Annotated in this window: 19 protein-coding genes; 15 read left to right on the forward strand and 4 right to left on the reverse strand. The window is 51.7% G+C overall.

What is annotated here, in order from left to right:
• The first annotated feature begins 258 nt into the window (after positions 1-258).
• From ACK5LI_RS04670 to ACK5LI_RS04690, 5 genes are all read left to right on the forward strand, one after another.
• Entirely contained in the window at positions 259-1,815 is a 1,557-nt protein-coding gene (locus ACK5LI_RS04670; RefSeq protein WP_416946715.1) for a beta strand repeat-containing protein, read from the forward strand.
• An 89-nt stretch (positions 1,816-1,904) separates the two neighbouring features.
• Positions 1,905-3,164, forward strand: a complete 1,260-nt coding sequence (locus tag ACK5LI_RS04675; protein ID WP_416946767.1) for an autotransporter outer membrane beta-barrel domain-containing protein — start codon at positions 1,905-1,907, stop codon at positions 3,162-3,164.
• Positions 3,165-3,509: 345 nt separating this feature from the next.
• Entirely contained in the window at positions 3,510-3,965 is a 456-nt protein-coding gene (gene msrB, locus ACK5LI_RS04680) for a peptide-methionine (R)-S-oxide reductase MsrB (protein ID WP_416946717.1), read from the forward strand.
• Positions 3,962-4,480, forward strand: a complete 519-nt coding sequence (gene msrA / locus ACK5LI_RS04685) for a peptide-methionine (S)-S-oxide reductase MsrA (RefSeq protein ID WP_416946719.1) — start codon at positions 3,962-3,964, stop codon at positions 4,478-4,480. The genes msrB and msrA overlap by 4 nt, the downstream gene beginning before the upstream one ends.
• 229 nt (positions 4,481-4,709) lie before the next feature.
• Entirely contained in the window at positions 4,710-5,258 is a 549-nt protein-coding gene (locus tag ACK5LI_RS04690) for a GNAT family N-acetyltransferase (RefSeq protein ID WP_416946721.1), read from the forward strand.
• 442 nt (positions 5,259-5,700) lie between these two features.
• On the opposite strand, the gene ACK5LI_RS04695 is transcribed toward ACK5LI_RS04690, so the two are convergent.
• Both ACK5LI_RS04695 and ACK5LI_RS04700 read right to left on the reverse strand, forming a co-directional pair.
• Complete coding sequence (locus tag ACK5LI_RS04695) at positions 5,701-5,979, reverse strand: hypothetical protein (RefSeq protein WP_416946723.1); 279 nt, start codon at positions 5,977-5,979, stop codon at positions 5,701-5,703.
• The gene (locus ACK5LI_RS04700; protein WP_416946725.1) at positions 5,976-6,302 is read right to left on the reverse strand and encodes a hypothetical protein; all 327 of its coding nucleotides are present in this window, start codon (positions 6,300-6,302) and stop codon (positions 5,976-5,978) included. Before ACK5LI_RS04700 ends, ACK5LI_RS04695 begins: the two co-directional genes overlap by 4 nt.
• Before the next feature lie 115 nt (positions 6,303-6,417).
• Here ACK5LI_RS04700 and ACK5LI_RS04705 point away from each other — a divergent pair, with 115 nt between their 5' ends.
• Positions 6,418-8,418, forward strand: a complete 2,001-nt coding sequence (locus tag ACK5LI_RS04705) for an alpha-amylase family glycosyl hydrolase (RefSeq protein ID WP_416946727.1) — start codon at positions 6,418-6,420, stop codon at positions 8,416-8,418.
• Between the two features lie 24 nt (positions 8,419-8,442).
• Here the strand turns inward: ACK5LI_RS04705 and ACK5LI_RS04710 are convergent, their stop codons facing one another.
• The gene (locus tag ACK5LI_RS04710; RefSeq protein ID WP_416946729.1) at positions 8,443-9,072 is read right to left on the reverse strand and encodes a methylated-DNA--[protein]-cysteine S-methyltransferase; all 630 of its coding nucleotides are present in this window, start codon (positions 9,070-9,072) and stop codon (positions 8,443-8,445) included.
• Positions 9,073-9,328: 256 nt separating this feature from the next.
• Positions 9,329-10,426 carry a TIGR01212 family radical SAM protein gene (locus ACK5LI_RS04715; RefSeq protein ID WP_416946731.1) on the reverse strand — a complete coding sequence of 366 codons (1,098 nt, stop codon included), beginning with the start codon at positions 10,424-10,426 and terminating at the stop codon, positions 9,329-9,331.
• Positions 10,427-10,522: 96 nt separating this feature from the next.
• Between ACK5LI_RS04715 and ACK5LI_RS04720 the strand changes: the two genes are divergently transcribed.
• The 9 genes from ACK5LI_RS04720 to atpH all read left to right on the forward strand — a co-directional run bounded on the left by ACK5LI_RS04720 (position 10,523) and on the right by atpH (position 18,091).
• Complete coding sequence (locus ACK5LI_RS04720; protein WP_416946733.1) at positions 10,523-11,563, forward strand: rod shape-determining protein; 1,041 nt, start codon at positions 10,523-10,525, stop codon at positions 11,561-11,563.
• Positions 11,564-11,609: 46 nt separating this feature from the next.
• Positions 11,610-12,464, forward strand: a complete 855-nt coding sequence (gene mreC / locus ACK5LI_RS04725) for a rod shape-determining protein MreC (RefSeq protein ID WP_416946735.1) — start codon at positions 11,610-11,612, stop codon at positions 12,462-12,464.
• Between the two features lie 73 nt (positions 12,465-12,537).
• Positions 12,538-13,002 (forward strand): hypothetical protein, encoded by a 465-nt coding sequence (locus ACK5LI_RS04730; protein ID WP_416946737.1) that lies wholly within the window; start codon positions 12,538-12,540, stop codon positions 13,000-13,002.
• Positions 12,986-14,791, forward strand: a complete 1,806-nt coding sequence (gene mrdA / locus ACK5LI_RS04735) for a penicillin-binding protein 2 (protein ID WP_416946739.1) — start codon at positions 12,986-12,988, stop codon at positions 14,789-14,791. The genes ACK5LI_RS04730 and mrdA overlap by 17 nt, the downstream gene beginning before the upstream one ends.
• Positions 14,791-15,906 (forward strand): rod shape-determining protein RodA, encoded by a 1,116-nt coding sequence (rodA, locus tag ACK5LI_RS04740; protein WP_416946741.1) that lies wholly within the window; start codon positions 14,791-14,793, stop codon positions 15,904-15,906. The genes mrdA and rodA overlap by 1 nt, the downstream gene beginning before the upstream one ends.
• Positions 15,907-15,971: 65 nt before the next feature.
• On the forward strand, positions 15,972-16,334 hold the full coding sequence (locus ACK5LI_RS04745) for a bactofilin family protein (RefSeq protein ID WP_416946743.1): 363 nt from the start codon (positions 15,972-15,974) through the stop codon (positions 16,332-16,334).
• A gap of 181 nt (positions 16,335-16,515) precedes the next feature.
• A complete protein-coding gene (locus ACK5LI_RS04750) occupies positions 16,516-16,932 on the forward strand; it encodes an ATP synthase F0 subunit B (RefSeq protein WP_416946745.1) in 417 nt (138 codons plus the stop codon).
• Between the two features lie 32 nt (positions 16,933-16,964).
• Positions 16,965-17,543, forward strand: a complete 579-nt coding sequence (locus tag ACK5LI_RS04755; protein ID WP_416946747.1) for a F0F1 ATP synthase subunit B — start codon at positions 16,965-16,967, stop codon at positions 17,541-17,543.
• The gene (gene atpH / locus ACK5LI_RS04760; protein ID WP_416946749.1) at positions 17,540-18,091 is read left to right on the forward strand and encodes an ATP synthase F1 subunit delta; all 552 of its coding nucleotides are present in this window, start codon (positions 17,540-17,542) and stop codon (positions 18,089-18,091) included. The genes ACK5LI_RS04755 and atpH overlap by 4 nt, the downstream gene beginning before the upstream one ends.
• Positions 18,092-18,095 lie beyond the last annotated feature (4 nt).

Here is an 18,095-nt window from a genome sequence, read left to right on the forward strand (position 1 = left end):
GCGTATTACCGAAGGCTGTCAACCGGCATTTCGGGCTCTCGTCGAGATATTTTGCACAGATTTTTGCGTGTTGGTGGTGCTGCACGCTAACAGGCATGAAGCAGCGAGGCAGAGGAAGAAGCACCTGCTTAACCTTATTTGACATTTCATACTCATAACCATCACTTAATCATACATATTTTATTCTTTATTTTGTATTGTCTCAGCAAAATAATTCAACTATCCGAAAATTAGGTACAAAAACAAAGGCCGCATCGTATGATTACTAAAACTGCCCGCCGTTTTTTAGTCTGCATTGCAATTGCTACAGTCATAGGTGTTATGCCGATTGCACGCCCGGCTCAAGCTGCCGATGTCAGCTCTGCGATTGAAGCGGGTGGAACAGTCAACATTGATGGTGCGGATACATTCGTCATTGATTCCGTAAACGACGGTGAGCCCGGCGGAACGGCAGTTATTACATTTGCCGATGACGCAACAACCGCAGTCGATTCGCTTACAATTTCCGGAGATGATACAGACAATAAGGACTTTGGAAATTTAGCGAAAATCAGTGGCATTGTTGCGTTGGATGATAATGGCTCGAATACATTGATCTTAACTGGTACAAACGGGAATACAATCCAGAACGGTAACTTATGGCTGCGTGTAGCTGGGGATATCAGTGGTGATGTGGCAACCGATGCCAATGATTTACGTATCGTGATTGATGCTACCACATCTGCGGTTGACAATAATAGTATCTTGATTGTGGAAGGAGATATTGATTTAGGGTCAGGGCAGCTGACATTAACAGGGGATGCCAATAATGAAGCACGTCTTATTTATGATGCTAACGGCTCTCAAATCGTTCACGGAACCACCATCAGCACAACAGATGATGTAGGATCGTATATTGGCATTGCTAATAGCAATACGGCAGCAACAATTACTTTTTTTGATGCCTTGGGCTCTAATGGTTCTGGAGGCATTGCGAATATTTCGATTGGTGCGAATGCTATATTCAATAGTACTGTAGATGGCAATAGTATTGACATTGATGCCAACGCTGCAAGCGTAACAGCCGACTTTAATGACAATGTCACTGGCAGCACGATTATTGTTGAGGGCGGCAATACAGACGGCAAAGTGGCCACAGCGAAATTTGCCGGCGATGTAACTGTAACCTCGATCACCCTTGATGATGAAGCCGGCGAAACCACGGATGATGCTGTTTTAAGATTTGATGGTTCTAGCCCGCAATCTGTTACGGGTACGATTACTGGTGCTCAGGACGGTGAAGGACAAATCATTGTTGAAACTGGATCAGATGTGCCCCTTAACAACGGGATTGGTGGCAGTGACTACGACATTGATAATTTTGTCGTGCAAAGTGAAGCAACGGCAACTCTTAATTTGATTGCGCTGCGTACACAACAGGCTGCCGGCACAGCAATTGATATTGACGGCACACTGGTTTTGAATACAGCAAGTGGTAATGTGGTCATATCGGAATCCTTAACCGAGGGTGGTTCGATCGATATTGACGGTACACTCTCAGTGATTGGTGGCGGTGGAAATGCCAATATTTCCAACAATAATGGCGGCGGATTTTCCATTGATGGCACATTGACAACCCAACTGAGCGGTGTGGGTGCCACCCTGAGACTTAGGGATGCATCTGGTGCGCTCTCCATCGGTACAAACAGTGATATAACTATCAGTGCAGGAAACCAGATTGTGACGGCTTCATCGTTCACTCTTGGTGCAAGTGGAACAAAAACGATCATTAATGCACGCAAGACGGCGATTTTGATCCGGATGCGACAGCGCTGATTAATGCGTCGGGCAACACGGTAACAGTTGCCGGTCCTCTTGAGGTTGGTATTGATCCAGCGAGTCTTGATCTTGGCAATTTGGCGACAGTGACTGCTATTGGCGGTGCAAACGCGGCCAGTGATTTTGATGGAAAGATCACAGCTGGACTTATTACTTTCCGTGATACGGCTTATTTGAATCTGGAAGATGACATGTCGGATGATACCGAATTAAAATTTACCGTAGAACTTAATGAAGAAGTTGATGGAGCAACACCACAAACATCAGGGGTTTTATCTCAAGCTCTTACTGCAACCAAGGACGATGCGGAAGCCCGGGCTACACTTTTAGGGCTGGCCGCTTCGGAAGCCAATGATGCAGGGCTTGAAATGCTGGTGGACTCTTCCGGCGGTGCGGCGGCAACGCAGGCAATAGCGGGCAATATGATTACCGGATTTGATCTGGTGTATTCACGTTTGGGTAATATTCGCATCGGACGCGGCATCTCATCCGGTGATCTTACTTCGTCAGGAAAATCCGTGTGGATACGTGGATTTGGCACCACATCGGATCAGGACCTGCGCGATGGGGTGCAAGGTTACAATGCTGATACCGCTGGTATTATGCTCGGCGGTGACTTGTTGCTGGACAGTGATGTGCGTATCGGCATGAATGCCAGTTATGCCCACACGGATGTGAACGTAGATGGTCCGGGCGATCATGAAACCGGTATTAATACCTACCGCGTTGGTGTTTATGGCGGTAAGGATTTTGGTCAATACTATGTAGAAGGCCAAGCGAGCGTTGCGTATAACGATATCAAAATCTCACGCCGGACTACGTTTGGCGGACTTGATCGTAAGGCCAATGGAGACACGGATGGTATGGAATATGGTCTGCGTATCGGCGCGGGCATCCCTTTTGCGGTGGATGAGGTGCACACAATCACGCCCTATACCAACTTCCAATATATCCACGCAGATGTAGATAGTTTTACAGAAACCGGTTCGGGTGCGCTGAATATGCGCACTGAGGCCACTGGTCTGGATATTGCCGAGCTGGCAGTTGGTGCGCGTTATAACGCGGATATCGTTATAAGCGGCGGCACATTAAAGCCTGAAGTGCGTGCATCGGTGGCTTATGATTTTATTGGCGATACGTCGGAAAGCACGCAAACTTTCACGGGTGGGGGCTCGACCTTTACCACCAAGGGCGCAGACGTGGAGCAATTTAGTGTACAGTATGGTGCAGGTCTGGCGTGGGAAACAGCAGATGAGAGCTGGATGTTATCCGCCGACTACGACGGCAAAGCTAAATCCGACTTCACCAGCCACGGCGCTCGCATCCAAGTTATATATAGATTTTAAGCTGTGGTACCTTACTCTCACAACCAAGAATAAGTATGCCGGGAGCAGAAAACAAATCAATAAAGCGCATTACAACATTAGCATTTCCCCCCGTTGTTTTTCAAAACATTATGTGCGCCAACATATTGGCGGTATAGGGAGTTTTAAACTGGCAGAGGGGCAGTACACCGTCATTGTAGTGCTGCAAGTCGCAAGTAAGCCCGCTTTAAGCGGGCTTTTTCTTTTCATACCGCCACATCTGCCCCTACATCTCCCTATTCCCTTCCGGCTTCTTCCGGTATCGACAGCGCGCTCACAATGCTTATTAAAAAAGAACGCCACACTCCCAAATAAAGCAGGTGCATTATGAAGCGCAAATATACCAAAAGTACAGAAGCTGTTGCAGCGCTGACTGACGAGCAGCGCAGAGTCACACAGGAGAATGGTACAGAACGTCCTTTCATCAACGAATTCCACGACCATAAGCAAGCTGGCCTGTATGTGGATATAGTATCAGGTGAACCTTTGTTTTCTTCCAGAGACAAGTTTGACTCCGGTTGCGGATGGCCGAGCTTTACAAAACCAGTGGAACCAAACGTCGTCGAGAAAAAAGATACCAGCCATGGTATGATCCGCACGGAAGTACGCTCCAGGTATGGAGACAGCCATCTGGGGCATGTCTTTTCCGACGGGCCCCGAGAGTTGACAGGGCTTCGGTACTGCATCAACTCCGCAGCCTTGCGATTCATTCCCGCAGAAAAACTTGAAGAAGAAGGCTACGGCGAATACGCGCACCTTTTTGCAGAAGGAGGCTCGAGATGATCACTCAGCCAAAACAATCTACCCGCACAGAACGGGCAGTACTCGCAGGCGGATGTTTCTGGGGCATGCAGGACCTCATCCGCAAACTGGATGGCGTGCAAGCCACGCGTGTCGGGTACACTGGCGGAAACGTGCCCGACGCAACATACCGCAACCATGAAGGACATGCCGAGGCCATAGAGATAATCTTTGACCCCGATGTCATATCGTTCCGCAGGCTGCTGGCGTACTTTTTTCAGATTCACGACCCTACTACGCCGAACCGCCAAGGAAACGACAGAGGCTCTTCATACCGTTCCGCCATATTCTATACGTCCGAGGAACAGCGCAAAGAAGCCCTAAAAGCGATTGCCGATGTGGACAAGTCAGGATTATGGCCTGCAAAAGCCGTAACAGAGCTAGCCGCTGCAAGCGACTTCTGGGAAGCGGAACCGGAGCACCAAGACTATCTTGAACGCTTTCCCGGCGGGTATACCTGCCACTTCCCGCGCCCAGACTGGGTGTTGCCGGAATAGTTTTCAAATAACGGCACAACGCGATAACGCTGCATCAGGATACAACACCCTGATGCAGCGTTTTACTATCTGCGTAACAACATGCACCGCGTTAATACTTTGCAAGTGAAGAACTCCACCCTTTTCGTTTCAACAGACAACACATTGCGCAATCATTGACCACAATACAGAAGAGTTTTTAGCATACCTACAGCGTATGCAATAAACATCCATTCCTAGCGAGGACCATATGGCTGTATCCTTCAGAAGAGCAGAACCTACAGATTTTGCTGCCATTCTGGATATTCACCTTGCCGCTTTCCCCCACGACCCCTCTGTTGCAGAAATGGTTCAGGATCTCCTTAACGATCCATCCGCATTGCCTGCTCTTTCTGTCATTGCCTGTAACGCCGATGGAACACCTATCGGGCACATTCTATTCACAGCGGCGCACATCGAAGGGACGCCATACAAGATTAACGTCCAGATTCTGGCACCACTCGCAATCATACCTGAAATGCAGTCGCAAGGAATAGGAACGCAACTGATCTCGTATGGCTTGCAACTGCTCAAACAGCAGGAATGTGAATTGGTCTTTGTTCTGGGCCATCCAGACTATTATCCGAGGTGCGGCTTTGCGCCCGCAGCAAGACAAGGATTCCATGCTCCCTACCCCATACCCGAAGAAGTTGCCGATGCGTGGATGATGCTGCCCCTGAAGCCTGAAGCCATAATCGGAGTGAGCGGAACAGTAAGATGCGCCAAGGCAATGGACAAACCGGAACACTGGCGCGAGTAGCAGCACCAGACAAAAACGGCGACGGATGAAACATTCATCATGTCGCCATATTGTTCTGCAATAAAGAATACGGGACCGGAATCAGGAGCAAGACATTTCAAAGTATACAGAATGGTAAAAGCAAACGGACTACGTCTTCGTGGCAGGCTGGAACAGTGAGTTAGCGCAGATACGCCCCCCGGAAAATCAGATCAGACTAAAAGGCCCCCCTTCCCGCTAGTAACGTATGCAGCCAAGCCACAGCAGAAGTCCGGCAACTAAAAAGCTACTTTTATCTTCCCAAACTCTGTGCATACGTTCCATCAATCTGGTATATTGCACTTTTGCCTTTCCGGTGCCGGCAGCCCTCGCAATCACCACTTATCTTTTTGCGTTTTCTCTGGGCGTTACGCCCGCTCCGATCAAGGCTTTTCAGCATCTTAACATACAAGGGCATTGCCCGTTATTCCACATCCACCTGATACAGCCGGACGTTATTGCTTCGTGGAAATTCCTTAGAAAGTAATGACTGCAATTGTTTCTTCAGTTTTGCTTCGGGCACGTCCGCAAAGGTACGCTGTTCAAAACCATCCTGCACAATACGATACGTACCGTTCCCGCACTTCTGTACCATAACCGACCGGTCACGCTTGAAAGTGCGCATATCCACTGCACCGCCATCCGGCAATTTCTTAAGCCGTCGCAAAACTTCCTGCACGGCGCTATTTAGCGGAACCATCATGCCCCGAACCGCCCGGACCCGTGCCCCATGCGGTTCACATCGGCATCATCAAAAGAATCCAACGTGTAAAGGCGTATTTTGTGACTGCGCGGGAATTCTCTCTTAAGCAAGGTTTTCAGCAGGCGCTTAATCTTTTCCGCTGACATATCGTGCCATGTTTCTTCATGAAATCCGCGCTCAACAACCGTAAAGTTATCGTTACCAGTACAGACAATAGCTACCGAACGGTTACGTTTGAAGGTACGCATATCAAGGCACTGTCCGACCTCAAGTTTACCTAGTCTTTCCAGTACAGTTGGTATGATTGTGGCTTTATCGTTCATAGTTCCCTTTTTTGTCGCTCAGAACCACAAGTGCCATAACTGCAATCATGCTTCAAGTTGCAGAACTCTGTTCATGCCCATTGACTTTGTTCCATGCTCAAAGCATCTTCTAACTATGGAAAATGTATTTATTCCAGCCCACGGGCCCAGACATCTTAGCAACAACAGCTGGTTTTTCAGATTGTGGAGCCCCCGCCGTAAACCGGCAACGCTGGTTATCGAACAGCCACGCGAACAGGAAATACCGCTGCAGTACACCAGTCACGGCTGGCGCGAAGCGATAGTAAGCGACCTGCCTGCAGGTACTCTCTATCGTTTCCGTCTGGGTAAGGACCTGCTGCCCGATCCAGCTTCAGCGCACCAACCCCGCGGAATTGACGGCCCGTCGATGCTGGACGATCCGGCAGCATTTACGTGGACTGACGAATCCTTCGGTGCTGTCAGCATGAAGAATGCCGTCATTTACGAAATCCATACCGGTACATTTACTCCAGAAGGCTCTCTGGATGCGGCAGCGCAGCGGTTGCCGGATATCGCAGACTTAGGCGTTACCGCCGTGGAGCTTATGCCGCTTGTCGAATCTACCGGACGCTGGAACTGGGGGTACGATGGTGTATTTCCGTACTCGGTGCACCACAGGCTGGGCGGCCCCGATGCTCTGAGGCGTTTTGTTGATACGGCACACGCTTGCGGGCTTGCGGTGTACGGCGATGTGGTTCTCAACCACCTCGGACCGGAAGGAAATTACCTGCCCCGATTCGGGCCTTACCTGTCCAGTTCTCATCATTCACCATGGGGAGCCTGCCCCAACTTCGACGGCCCTAACAGCGGCCCTGTCAGGCGTTTTTTTCTGGACTGTTGTCTCAGGCTGCTGGCACATTTTCATATGGACGGCCTGCGGCTTGATGCCACACCGTATATCATTGATAAATCAGCAGAACATATACTGGCGACCCTTTCCCGTGAGACCGCCATCCTCAGCCGGACAACCGGTCGCAGGTTGCACATTATTGCAGAAAGCACGCGCAACGAAATCCATCTGGTCACCCCGCAAAGTGATGGAGGCTTCGGCCTCGACTCGCAGTGGAGTGACGATTTTCACCACGCAGTGCATGCGCTGACAACAGGAGAACGCCACGGATTTTATGCTGACTTTCACCCTGTAAAAGACAGAGAACAAGCTACGGATTTGCAGAATGTCGTCACACCCGCTACTGCAACATCCGAAAATTCTACAACCAATCCCGACGACGGGACTGATCATGATTCCAGAATATTTACCATAGACGCGCTTGAAACAATCTTCACGCAAGGCTGGTTCCGGCAAGGACAAATTCTGCCGTGGCAAAACGGCCCGTATGGCAGCAAGCCGGACAACCTGAAGCCTGAACACATCATTGCGTATCTGCAAAATCACGATACCATAGGCAACCGTCCGCTGGGCGAACGGATGCACATGCTGACCTGCGATGCTTCCAGACGAATGATTACGGCGGCGTTGCTGCTTTCCCCTTTTGTTCCGCTGCTTTTCATGGGTGAAGAGTACAACGATCCGGCTCCGTTCCACTTTTTCATAGATCACAGCGACTCGTTGAACTCTGCAGTAGCAAAAGGAAGAGCACGGGAAGCAAAAGAATTCGGATGGCCAGATAAAGGCATTACTCCGCCTGCGCCACATGCGCAAACGTCATTTGCAAGGTCACGCCTTTCTTGGGACTTGCGGCACACAGGGCGGCACGGAATTATTCACTCGTTATACAGACGCTGCATCAGGCTGCGCCAGACGCTGCCCTCACTGGACAGCCCTTCTTTTGACAGGCTTACCACGCAACGTCCACACCCGACTGTGCTGAGTATAGGCAGGACAGACCCTGAGCATATGTATAGCTCATGGTTGCTGCTTAATTGTTCTAATGAAAAAGTCAGCTTTCCCATTGATGCGGCAATCACGCCGCTTGCACGACAACAGTCATGGACTCATGCATTATGCACTGCGGACAGACGCTGGCAAGATCCTGACGTTCCGGAAAAAACGGCCACGCTTCCGGCACGATTTGTAGCAGGTACCTATGTTCCCGTCACATTGCCGTCCTGGTGCGCCTTGCTGATTTCATAGCCAGCTGGAGCCAGACAAGAAGTATTACAGAATGCCCCCTTCAAGCTGCAACAGATACCGTTTCATATCTACTCCGCCACCGGTAAATCCTACCATCGATCCGTTACTGCCCACCACTCTGTGGCAGGGAATCAGAAGCGGCCAGCGGTTACGCGCCATTATCTGCCCTACCCCGCGAGCCGCACCGGAACGACCTGCCATTTCGGCAAGTTGTCCGTAAGTTACAGTATGGCCTCTGGGAACACGTGTACGCAGGGTTTCCAGCACATCACGAGTAAACGGAGAAAGGCTCTGCATGGGAAATTCCAGCGCAGGCCACTCAACAGCTTCACCCGCTACATACCTGCCAAGCAGATGCAACAGCTCCCTGCCTTCCGGCGAAAGTGACGCAACATCGTTCTGCCTGCCTGAAGGTACCTCGCCTGCATAGGCAACGGCCGTCCGGGCAAGTGAATCCTCAGCTTCCGCTCCGGGTCGCGGCAAGGCACAGCCCGACAGCAGACCACTTTCCTCCAGTCCGGCAGACCAGCGTAAGCCGATACTTGCTATACAACGGCTGCGGCATCGCGAAGCCGCATCCTCGGCATCCGGCCCGCCGGTCCAATCAAGCAGCATGGCAAGAGGCCCGCTGACCAACAGTTCCATATCGTACATAGCCATCCCCTGTTGTGCTGCATTGCAGGCTGAAAGCCGTATAAACAACACACCGCTATCATCAGACAAGCTGCCTGATGTGTTCGGGCACAGTACCCGTTATCCATGCCAGACAAGGCAAAAAGAGATGCAGCCGCCTGCAGTCTCATCAGGATATTCCGGAAAGCTGAACACATAGCAAACACGCAAAGTACGTGCAGCCACAGTTCAGCCGGAGGCTGCGCTTCAGGTATATCCCTGAAACCGCCCCACGTGGCTACAGCATGGCACTTTCGTCTGAATCTCTCAAGCTGTTGCAACGTTCTGACATGGCTCTGCGCCATGCAGCTCTCTGCCCCTCCGGCAGAGCCAGCTCATGGTTGAACCATGCGGGCACAGCACCCGGCGCATCCGCAAACTTACCCTGCCAGATATCTTCATCCCCCAAAATAGCCTCTATTTTGGCAATCACGCCCCGCTTTCCGGTATTCCAGTCCGGTGCAAGCAGTTCGCCCTCGGCAGCATCTCCGGTAAGTCTGTGTATAACCACATCCGCGGAAAAAACGGGCAGCGCATGGGCGACCGCACGGGCGTATTCTTCCATACCCATAGGCTCATACAACCCTTCGCGCCAAAGTCTGGCAACTCCGGTCCCCTCTGCTACATACAGGCTGTGAAATTTCACGCCTGCCACCGGCAACGCGGCTACATCAGCAACAGTCTGCGAAAAGTCCGCCACAGTTTCGCCGGGGAGCCCTGCAATAAGGTGCGCACAAACTTTTATACCGCGGTCATGGGCCATATGCACGCCGTTTACAAAACTTGCATAATCATGTCCGCGGTTAATCCGCAGCAAAGTTTCGTCATTGGATGTCTGCAGCCCCAGTTCCAGCCAAATTTCAGCCCTGCTCTTGCCGCAAACGCCTTCACCTAGTATACCCGACACAGCCAGAGTGGCATTGATGCGCTCAAGACTTCGGGCTATGCGGTCAAGACGCTGCTCATCAAGGCAGTCGGGGCGGGTTCCGATACCGATACCGATGACACCAGTGAGCCCTTCAATTTGGGAAAGTGTGTCTTCAAGCTTTTCGAGTGGTCCATATGTATTGGAAAATGCCTGTAAATAGGCTATGTATAACCCCGACTTGTGGCGAGGCCCGTAAACCCCTTGCCAATATGCCCATTGCTCCGGCAGGGTAACCCCTTTAAGTCCCAGACCAGATCCGGAACCTTGAGGATTGCAAAAAATACAACCACGTGTTGATAAGGTTCCATCACGGTTCGGGCATGTAAAACCCGCATCAAGAGGAATTTTTTGTATCCGCGCACCGTACATGTTGCGCCAGTATGCAGAAAGCTGGTGATATCTGTTCATCGGTTTTCCAGTTGACAAGTCGGACAATTTGGCAGCACACGCTGTTAATAAAAACTGAAATACGCACCCATTTCCCCAGAGGCAAGTGAGACAATAATGGCTAAAGCAATAGATTTCATGCTGGGTATGTTTTCCAACGACCTGGCTATTGACCTGGGCACCGCAAACACCTGTGTCTATGTAAAAGGACAAGGTATTGTTCTGCGCGAGCCTTCCGTAGTTGCTGTTAAAAAAGACAACCGCGGCGGCAATGTTGTACTGGCTGTCGGTCAGGATGCCAAGCGCATGCTGGGCCGTACCCCCGGTAATATTCAGGCCATCCGTCCCATGAAAGACGGTGTCATCGCTGACTTTGAAATTACCGAAGCCATGCTTCGCCACTTTATTTCAAAAGTACACAATTCGCGCCGTCTGGTTCGCCCGCGCATTATCATCTGCGTGCCCACAGGTATTACGCAGGTTGAAAAGCGCGCAGTAAAAGAATCTGCCCAGAGTGCCGGTGCACGCGAGGTGTACCTTATCGAAGAACCTATGGCCGCAGCCATCGGTGCCAATCTGCCCATTCAGGAGCCTACCTCCAACATGGTTGTAGACATCGGCGGCGGCACCACGGAAGTTGCAGTCATTTCTCTTTCCGGCGTAGTGTATTCGCGATCTGTCCGCGTTGGCGGCGACAAGATGGATGAAGCCATCATGACGCACGTAAAACGTAAGTATAACATGCTTATCGGTGAATCCACCTCTGAAGAAATCAAAATCAAAACCGGTTCCGCATATCCCATGGACCCCGAGCAGCAGCTTGAGGTGAAAGGACGCGACCTTGTTACCGGCATTCCCCAGAACATTACCATCACGTCTGAAGAAGTACGCAAGGCAATCTCCGAACAGGTAGATTCAATTGTTCAGGCCGTACGTGTCGCACTGGAACAGACTCCGCCCGAACTTGCCGCCGATATCGTTGACCGCGGCATCGTTCTTACCGGCGGCGGGGCCCTGCTGAAGGGGCTTGATCAGCTGCTGCGCGAAGAAACCTCTCTGCCCATCACCGTTGTGGATGACCCGCTCTCCACTGTTGTTGTCGGCACCGGCAAGGCGTTGGACAATCTGGACATCCTGAAGGAGGTCGCAATCGATTAACGCCTCGCCCAAACGCATTTTAGCCGTACTGTTCTTTATTCTGTTTTTGTACCTCGGGTTATACACATGGAACCTGCGTACCGGCTTTCTGGATGATGCGGCTTCGCATACCGGACTGGAATTCGCAGGTGCCGTGCTAAAGCCGGGCGAGTGGATACATAGAAACGCTGTCGATTTCTGGGCAAACTACATTTATCTGATAGATGTACGCGAACAGAATGAACAGCTTGCCGCCAAAGTGAAAGAGCTTTCTTTCGAACTGGCACAGGCACGCGAAGAAGAACAGGAACTACTGCGGCTGCGCGCCCTTAACGGTTTTTCCGCTCCGGCGGAATGGGAACGTGTAGGCGCCCGTATCATCGCCCAGCGACTTGGCTCCGAAGCAGCTTTGTCCAGCATCATGCTGAACAAAGGCTACCTGCAGGGAGCCGGATCGAACACACCTGTTGTTACGCACACAGGGGTTGTAGGGCGAATCATGCGGGCAGGGCCGTTTACGGCCACTGTACAGCTTATTACAGACCCTTCCAGCAGGGTTGCCGTACTTGGCAGAGACAGCCGCACCCCCGGCATTCTGATGGGTACAGGGCCGCGCTCGGAACTGGTGCTGCGATTTGTTCCGCTTAATGCGAAACTGGAAGAAGGCGAAATCCTTGTGACATCAGGGCTTGCAGGCGCGTATCCCAAAGGACTGCCTGTTGCCCGCATCAAGCGCATCGAGCATTCTGACATATCGCTATTTCAAACGGTGCATGCAACACCGCTGGCCAACATAGAACGGCTGGAAGAAGTACTGCTGCTGCAACGGCCCCCCGGTCGTCCTGCCATGCTCCATCAGACGGACACAGTGCAGGAGGAAGATTCTCACGCAGAGCATACCAACGCGACCAGCCCGCAATAACGTCGTATAATGTATGTGCCGCCCCATGGGGCGGCACCCTTATTTGACCAGCAATACCAAGAGACATCCGATCATGCGCAATGTTATCTGGTGGTTTTTTTATTCCATAGCCGCCATATGGGCTCAAAAATTCGTACCCGGCATTGATTTTCTTCTGCCGGGGCTGATCATTGCGCTTCAGGAACAACGTTCTGTCCAGACATTCTGGCTCGTCATATTCTTTTCACTTATTCAGGAAGGCTGCGGCACAATGTCTTTCGGACCGGCCGTCGCCCAGTACCTGATCACCATTGTACTTTTTCAAGCCGGTCGTTGGCTGTTTGAAGCGCATAACATCTCTTTTGTCCTGCTGCTTTCCGCTACGCTTGGGCTGGTGCATTACGGCATAATACGTATCATGGCCATGTTACAGGATATCCCGTTGCTGTTGCAGCCTCTTATTCATGAAAGCATCATACAGGCTCTTGTAATCCCTGTATGCTGGCTGCTGGTTCGTCTTATCAGAGCGAGGTTCGTCACCGATGAAAGTCCAGCTTGATTCGGAAGGCTTCCAGCCGCCTCGCACCGGCATGATTCTGCTTCAGGGCCTTGTCGCACTGCTTTTCCTTATTTTTGCCCTGCGCTTCTGGTATCTGCAGATTCATAAAGGCGAAGAATACGCACGCTTAGCCAGTGACAACAGGTTAAGACAGGAGCAGATGTATGCTCCGCGGGGCCTTTTACGCGACCGCCACGGGGCCCTGCTGGCAGAAAACCGCCCTGCGTACGGTCTGGGGCTGGTACGTGAAGACTGTCGCGACATCCCTTCCACGCTTGCCCAGATAAGCCAGTGGACCGGCATCCCGCTTAAAGACATTACCGACCGTTACACACGTGACAGACGCAAGGTAAAATCATTTGAGCCGCTTATCCTTGTACCGGATATTCCTTTCGAATTGCTTGCCGTGGTTGAAGCAAACATCAACCGCTGGCCCGGGCTGGAAATTATCGTCCGCCCTCGCCGCTTCTACCCCACAGGGCCTGAACTTGCGCACTTGTTAGGGTACGTGAGTGAAGCTGACGAAAAGAAGCTTGAAGAAGACCCCGAACTGTCACTGGGTGACACTGTCGGCAAGCAAGGGCTTGAACTGATACTGGAAAACCGCCTGCGCGGCAGTAAGGGACTACGCCAGCTTGAGGTGGACGTAGTCGGTCGCGACCTGACTCACAACATTCTCCGTGCGCCGGAGGCCGGTGAGAACATTAACCTGTCCATCGACCTTGAACTGCAGCACAAAGCTTTCCATCTGCTGGAAGGGCAGGCTGGCTGCATTGTGGTTATGGACCCCGACACGGGCCAGCTGCTGGCGCTGGTTACAGCTCCTGCATTCGACAACAACGCTTTTGCCCGCGGCCTGACAAACAAGGAATGGGCAGCGCTGCGCGACAACCCGCGCCACCCGATGCAAAACAGAGTTATCCAGTCCGTCTATCCTCCGGCTTCCATCTGGAAATTACTGATGGCCGCGCTTGTTCTTGAGGATAAGGTTGTCGACCCGAAAGAAACAGTATTCTGCAACGGACGCTACCCGATGGGGAACCGTGTATTCCGCTGCTGGAAAAAGTGGGGGCATGGCAAGACCGATCTTAACAAAGCGCTTGTGGAATCCTGCGACGTTTATTTTTATGATGTGGCAGACAAAATTGGTATTGACCGCATCGAAGAATATGCCAAGGCTTCCGGCTTTGGCGAACTGACGGGAATTGACCTGCCGCATGAACGTTCCGGCCTCGTTCCTTCCCGCGAGTGGAAGCGTAAGCGTTTCGGCGAAGGCTGGCAACGGGGCGAAACTCTGAACATTTCCATCGGGCAGGGTTTTACACTGGTCACCCCGCTTCAAATAGCCCGTTATCTTGGTGCGCTGATGAACGGAGGCAAATTGCTTAAGCCGCAGCTGCTGCTTGATGAACCTCCGCAAGTTCAAAGAACAATCCCTGCAAGCAGTGCAACCATGAAGACTATTCTGAAGACCATGGTGGAAACCGTAGACTCCGCTCGTGGTACCGCCCGCAAACTGCGCAGACCGGATGCAGTCATAGGCGGTAAAACAGGTACTGCACAGGTCGTTCGTATTGTGGGTGAAGAACGCCGTAAAAAAGACGAAATGGAATACTGGGAGCGTGACCACGGCTGGATGGCTGCGTGGGGAGAAAAAGGCGACAAGCGCTATGTTGTCGTCGTAATGGTCGAACATGGCGGAGGCGGCAGCAGTGCTGCAGGTCCTGTTGTAAAAGAGATTTTCGACCACCTGTTCGGCCCTCTGGAATCAGTAAAGGAAGTAAACTGATGAGCCCTATAGACAGACGCGTCCTTACCCATATGAACTGGGGCCTTATCGCCATGACCCTGCTGCTCTTCGGCGTGGGCGTGGCAAACCTGTACTCTGCTTCCGGCTTTCGCGTGGATGAGGGTATTACCCTTTCCTCTTTTTACCGTAAGCAGCTTATATGGGGCACCGTAGGCATGGGCTGCATGCTTGCAGTCATGCTGTTTGACTATCGTCACCTGAAAAGCCTTGCGTGGCCCATCTTCATCCTCACGGTATTGCTGCTGGTCGGAGTGCACCTGTTCGGTGTCACAGTGTACGGCGCCAAACGCTGGCTATCACTCGGCCTGTTCAACCTGCAGCCAAGTGAGCTGGCAAAAATCAGCACGCTGATCATTGCAGCCCGTCTGCTTTCACGTGGCGGACAACCCTTGGACTGGGGCGAGTTACTCAAGATATTAGGCATATGCCTTATTCCTGCAGCGCTTATTGTCACACAGCCTGACCTCGGGACAACCCTAAACGTCCTGCTGAACGTAGGCGGGGTCATTTTGTATCGCGGCATTGCAAAGCACGTATTTAAAACATGCCTCTTCACACTGCCCCCCCTCATTCCGTTAGGCTGGTTTGCCCTGCACGATTACCAGAAACAGCGCATTCTCACGTTTCTTGACCCGGAGCGCGATCCGCTGGGTTCAGGGTATCACATCATCCAGTCTCAGATTGCCATCGGCTCAGGTCAGATATGGGGCAAAGGTTTTCTGGGAGGAACGCAGTCGCAGTTACGGTTTTTACCGGAAAAACACACAGACTTTGCCGTGGCAGTGTTCGGAGAAGAATGGGGCTTTATCGGCAACATGATCCTGCTGGCCATGTTCTGCCTGTTCCTGCTGGCCATATTTAATTCTGCAAGAGATGCCAAGGACCGCTTCGGCAGTTTTTTATGCGCGGGAGTGTTCTTCTATTTCTTCTGGCAAATTCTCATAAACATGGGCATGGTAGTCGGGCTTATGCCGGTGGTAGGTATCCCCCTACCCTTTATCAGTTACGGGGGTAGTGCCACCATTGTAAACTTCTGTCTGATAGGACTGGTGCTTAATGTGTCCATGCGCCGGTTTGTTTTCAAAGCATCATGATCGGAGTCATGAAAGGATAACGCGTCATGTCTCTATTTTCGCGATCCAGTAAGGAGCTTTCACGGATGTCTAAAGATGAAATCAATGCCTTTTTGGGGGCGGGAACAGTATACAACGGCAAGCTGAACTTTCAGGGATCAGTTCGCATAGACGGGTCCTTCACCGGGGAGATCAACTCCGAAGGAACCTTGATCGTGGGCAAGGAAGCCAACCTTCAGGGGCAGTTCAACGTGGGACAGATCATCATCAGCGGAAAGGTTCAAGGTACTGTAGTCGCAGCCAAAAAAGCTGTGCTGCACCGCACTGCCCAGATGATGGGCACTCTCAATACGCCCTCTCTTGTTATCGAAGAAGGTGCAGTATTGCAGGGGGATGTCGTCATGAAGGACACAGAAAACCCCGCAGCCACTTCTGAAGACTCCAAGTAATCACGGGGTCGCAATAGCGACCCTTTTTTCATGTATATACTGTTTAAACAGACAGTTACATTCAGGAATTTTTTCACAAGCTATCATAAATTTCCAAAAAAGGCTTTGACACAACGGGTTATATTGGCTAAACCCATCGTGACTTTGAGCTTAAATTCACAACCTCACCAAGGGAGCAGGCATGATCAATTTAGACTTCACCTTACTGATTCAGTTGGTGAACTTTCTTGTCACGCTCCTGGTGCTGAATGCTCTCCTTATTCGGCCAATTAGGGAGATCATCAAGCAGCGGGCTGACAAGATGTCGGGACTGGTAGGCGATACCGAGGGGTTCCTCGAAAATGCCAACCAGAAGCTCAGCAACTATGAGGCTGCCCTTTCTGAAGCACGCCGCGGCGCCACTGCCGCTCGCGAAGCAAAGAAAGAAGAAGGCCTCGCCAAGGAGCAGGAGCTTGTTACAGCAGCCTCTAACGAGGCACAGGCCATCCTGCAAGCTTCCCGTGAGCAGGTTGCCAAGGATGTAAAAGCGGCTATGGATACGCTGAAAGGGCAAGTGGGCGCCCTGGCGGAAAAGGCCACGGCCAAGGTCCTCGGTTAACACTTACGGCGAAAGTGAAGGAGGGTTCGGCTTTGAAAGGGCTGAGAAAACTGTTGTTAGTTCTTGGCGTAGTGCTCCTGGCCACGGGCGTTGCGCAGGCAGCCGGCGGTGAAGCCGCTTCCGGGGAAAGCCATTACGATTGGACAAACCTCGGGTTCAGGCTAGCCAACTTTGCGATCTTTATCGCAATCATCTACTACGCGGCCGGCAAGAAGCTTATTGCTTTCTTTGGCGGACGACGCAAAGGCATTGAGCTGGAACTCAACGATCTGGAAACGCGTAAAACAGATGCCAAGAAACAACTTGGTGACGTGGAAAAGCGTATCGCAGATCTCGAAAATGAGCGCAAAGCCATTCTCGCAGAGTATCAGGCTCAAGGTGAGGCTCTGAAAGCAGCCATCATCAGCAAGGCAGAAGTCTCTGCCAAGCAAATCGTTGAACAAGCCAAAAAGTCTGCTGAAAACGAAGTCAAGTACGCCAAAGATGCTATGCGCGAAGAAATGGCTGACCTGATCGTTGAAGCAACCGAAAAGCTGCTCAAAGAGCGTCTGGACGGTAAAGAGCAAGAAAAGCTCATCGACAAGTACTTAACAAAGGTGGTGCTCAATTGACCGGCAACATCGCAGCTCGTAGGTATGCAAGGGCGCTTTTTGCCATAGGGCAAAAGCAGGGGCTTGCCGAACTCGATGCTTTCGGTTCCGAGCTCTCCGCCATTGCTAAGGCCGTGGAGGAATCTCCCGCGCTTGCCAGACTGTTCCGTAACCCGCTTTTCAGCATCGAAGAAAAGCGCTCGGTACTGGGCAAGCTTTTAAAAGCCGCTGGTGCAGGCCAAACTGTCAGCAATTTCTGCAACCTGCTTGCAGACAAAGGTAGACTGGCCGACCTGCCGGACATTAACGCGTTTTACAGTCTTCTGCTTGATGCCGAAAAAGGTGTCATCCGCGGCGAGCTGGTTACTGCTATCAAATTGGCTAAAGCCAAGCGCGACGCAGTAAAGGCCCAGCTCGAAGAGCAGGCCGGACAGAAGATTGAGCTGAGCTTCAGCGTAGACAAGGACATCCTTGGCGGCGTCGTGCTGAAGGTCGGTGACCGTGTTCTTGATGCCAGCCTGCGCGCACAGCTGGGCATTCTGAAGGATAACATCAAGAGGGGTGAGTAGGGCC

This window comes from Oleidesulfovibrio sp., from assembly GCF_047973035.1.
Lineage (GTDB): Bacteria > Desulfobacterota > Desulfovibrionia > Desulfovibrionales > Desulfovibrionaceae > Oleidesulfovibrio.

Bases quoted from the DNA above. Each gene is read 5' to 3' on its own strand.
- mrdA (WP_416946739.1), top strand. From the start codon at position 12,986: ATGAAAGTCCAGCTTGATTCGGAAGGCTTCCAGCCGCCTCGCACCGGC.
- msrB (WP_416946717.1), top strand. From the start codon at position 3,510: ATGAAGCGCAAATATACCAAAAGTACAGAAGCTGTTGCAGCGCTGACT.
- ACK5LI_RS04710 (WP_416946729.1), bottom strand. From the start codon at position 9,072: ATGTACGATATGGAACTGTTGGTCAGCGGGCCTCTTGCCATGCTGCTT.
- ACK5LI_RS04695 (WP_416946723.1), bottom strand. From the start codon at position 5,979: ATGATGGTTCCGCTAAATAGCGCCGTGCAGGAAGTTTTGCGACGGCTT.
- ACK5LI_RS04715 (WP_416946731.1), bottom strand. From the start codon at position 10,426: ATGAACAGATATCACCAGCTTTCTGCATACTGGCGCAACATGTACGGT.
- ACK5LI_RS04700 (WP_416946725.1), bottom strand. From the start codon at position 6,302: ATGAACGATAAAGCCACAATCATACCAACTGTACTGGAAAGACTAGGT.
- ACK5LI_RS04745 (WP_416946743.1), top strand. From the start codon at position 15,972: ATGTCTAAAGATGAAATCAATGCCTTTTTGGGGGCGGGAACAGTATAC.
- rodA (WP_416946741.1), top strand. From the start codon at position 14,791: ATGAGCCCTATAGACAGACGCGTCCTTACCCATATGAACTGGGGCCTT.
- ACK5LI_RS04690 (WP_416946721.1), top strand. From the start codon at position 4,710: ATGGCTGTATCCTTCAGAAGAGCAGAACCTACAGATTTTGCTGCCATT.
- ACK5LI_RS04750 (WP_416946745.1), top strand. From the start codon at position 16,516: ATGATCAATTTAGACTTCACCTTACTGATTCAGTTGGTGAACTTTCTT.
- ACK5LI_RS04730 (WP_416946737.1), top strand. From the start codon at position 12,538: ATGCGCAATGTTATCTGGTGGTTTTTTTATTCCATAGCCGCCATATGG.
- ACK5LI_RS04705 (WP_416946727.1), top strand. From the start codon at position 6,418: ATGGAAAATGTATTTATTCCAGCCCACGGGCCCAGACATCTTAGCAAC.
- ACK5LI_RS04720 (WP_416946733.1), top strand. From the start codon at position 10,523: ATGGCTAAAGCAATAGATTTCATGCTGGGTATGTTTTCCAACGACCTG.
- msrA (WP_416946719.1), top strand. From the start codon at position 3,962: ATGATCACTCAGCCAAAACAATCTACCCGCACAGAACGGGCAGTACTC.
- ACK5LI_RS04670 (WP_416946715.1), top strand. From the start codon at position 259: ATGATTACTAAAACTGCCCGCCGTTTTTTAGTCTGCATTGCAATTGCT.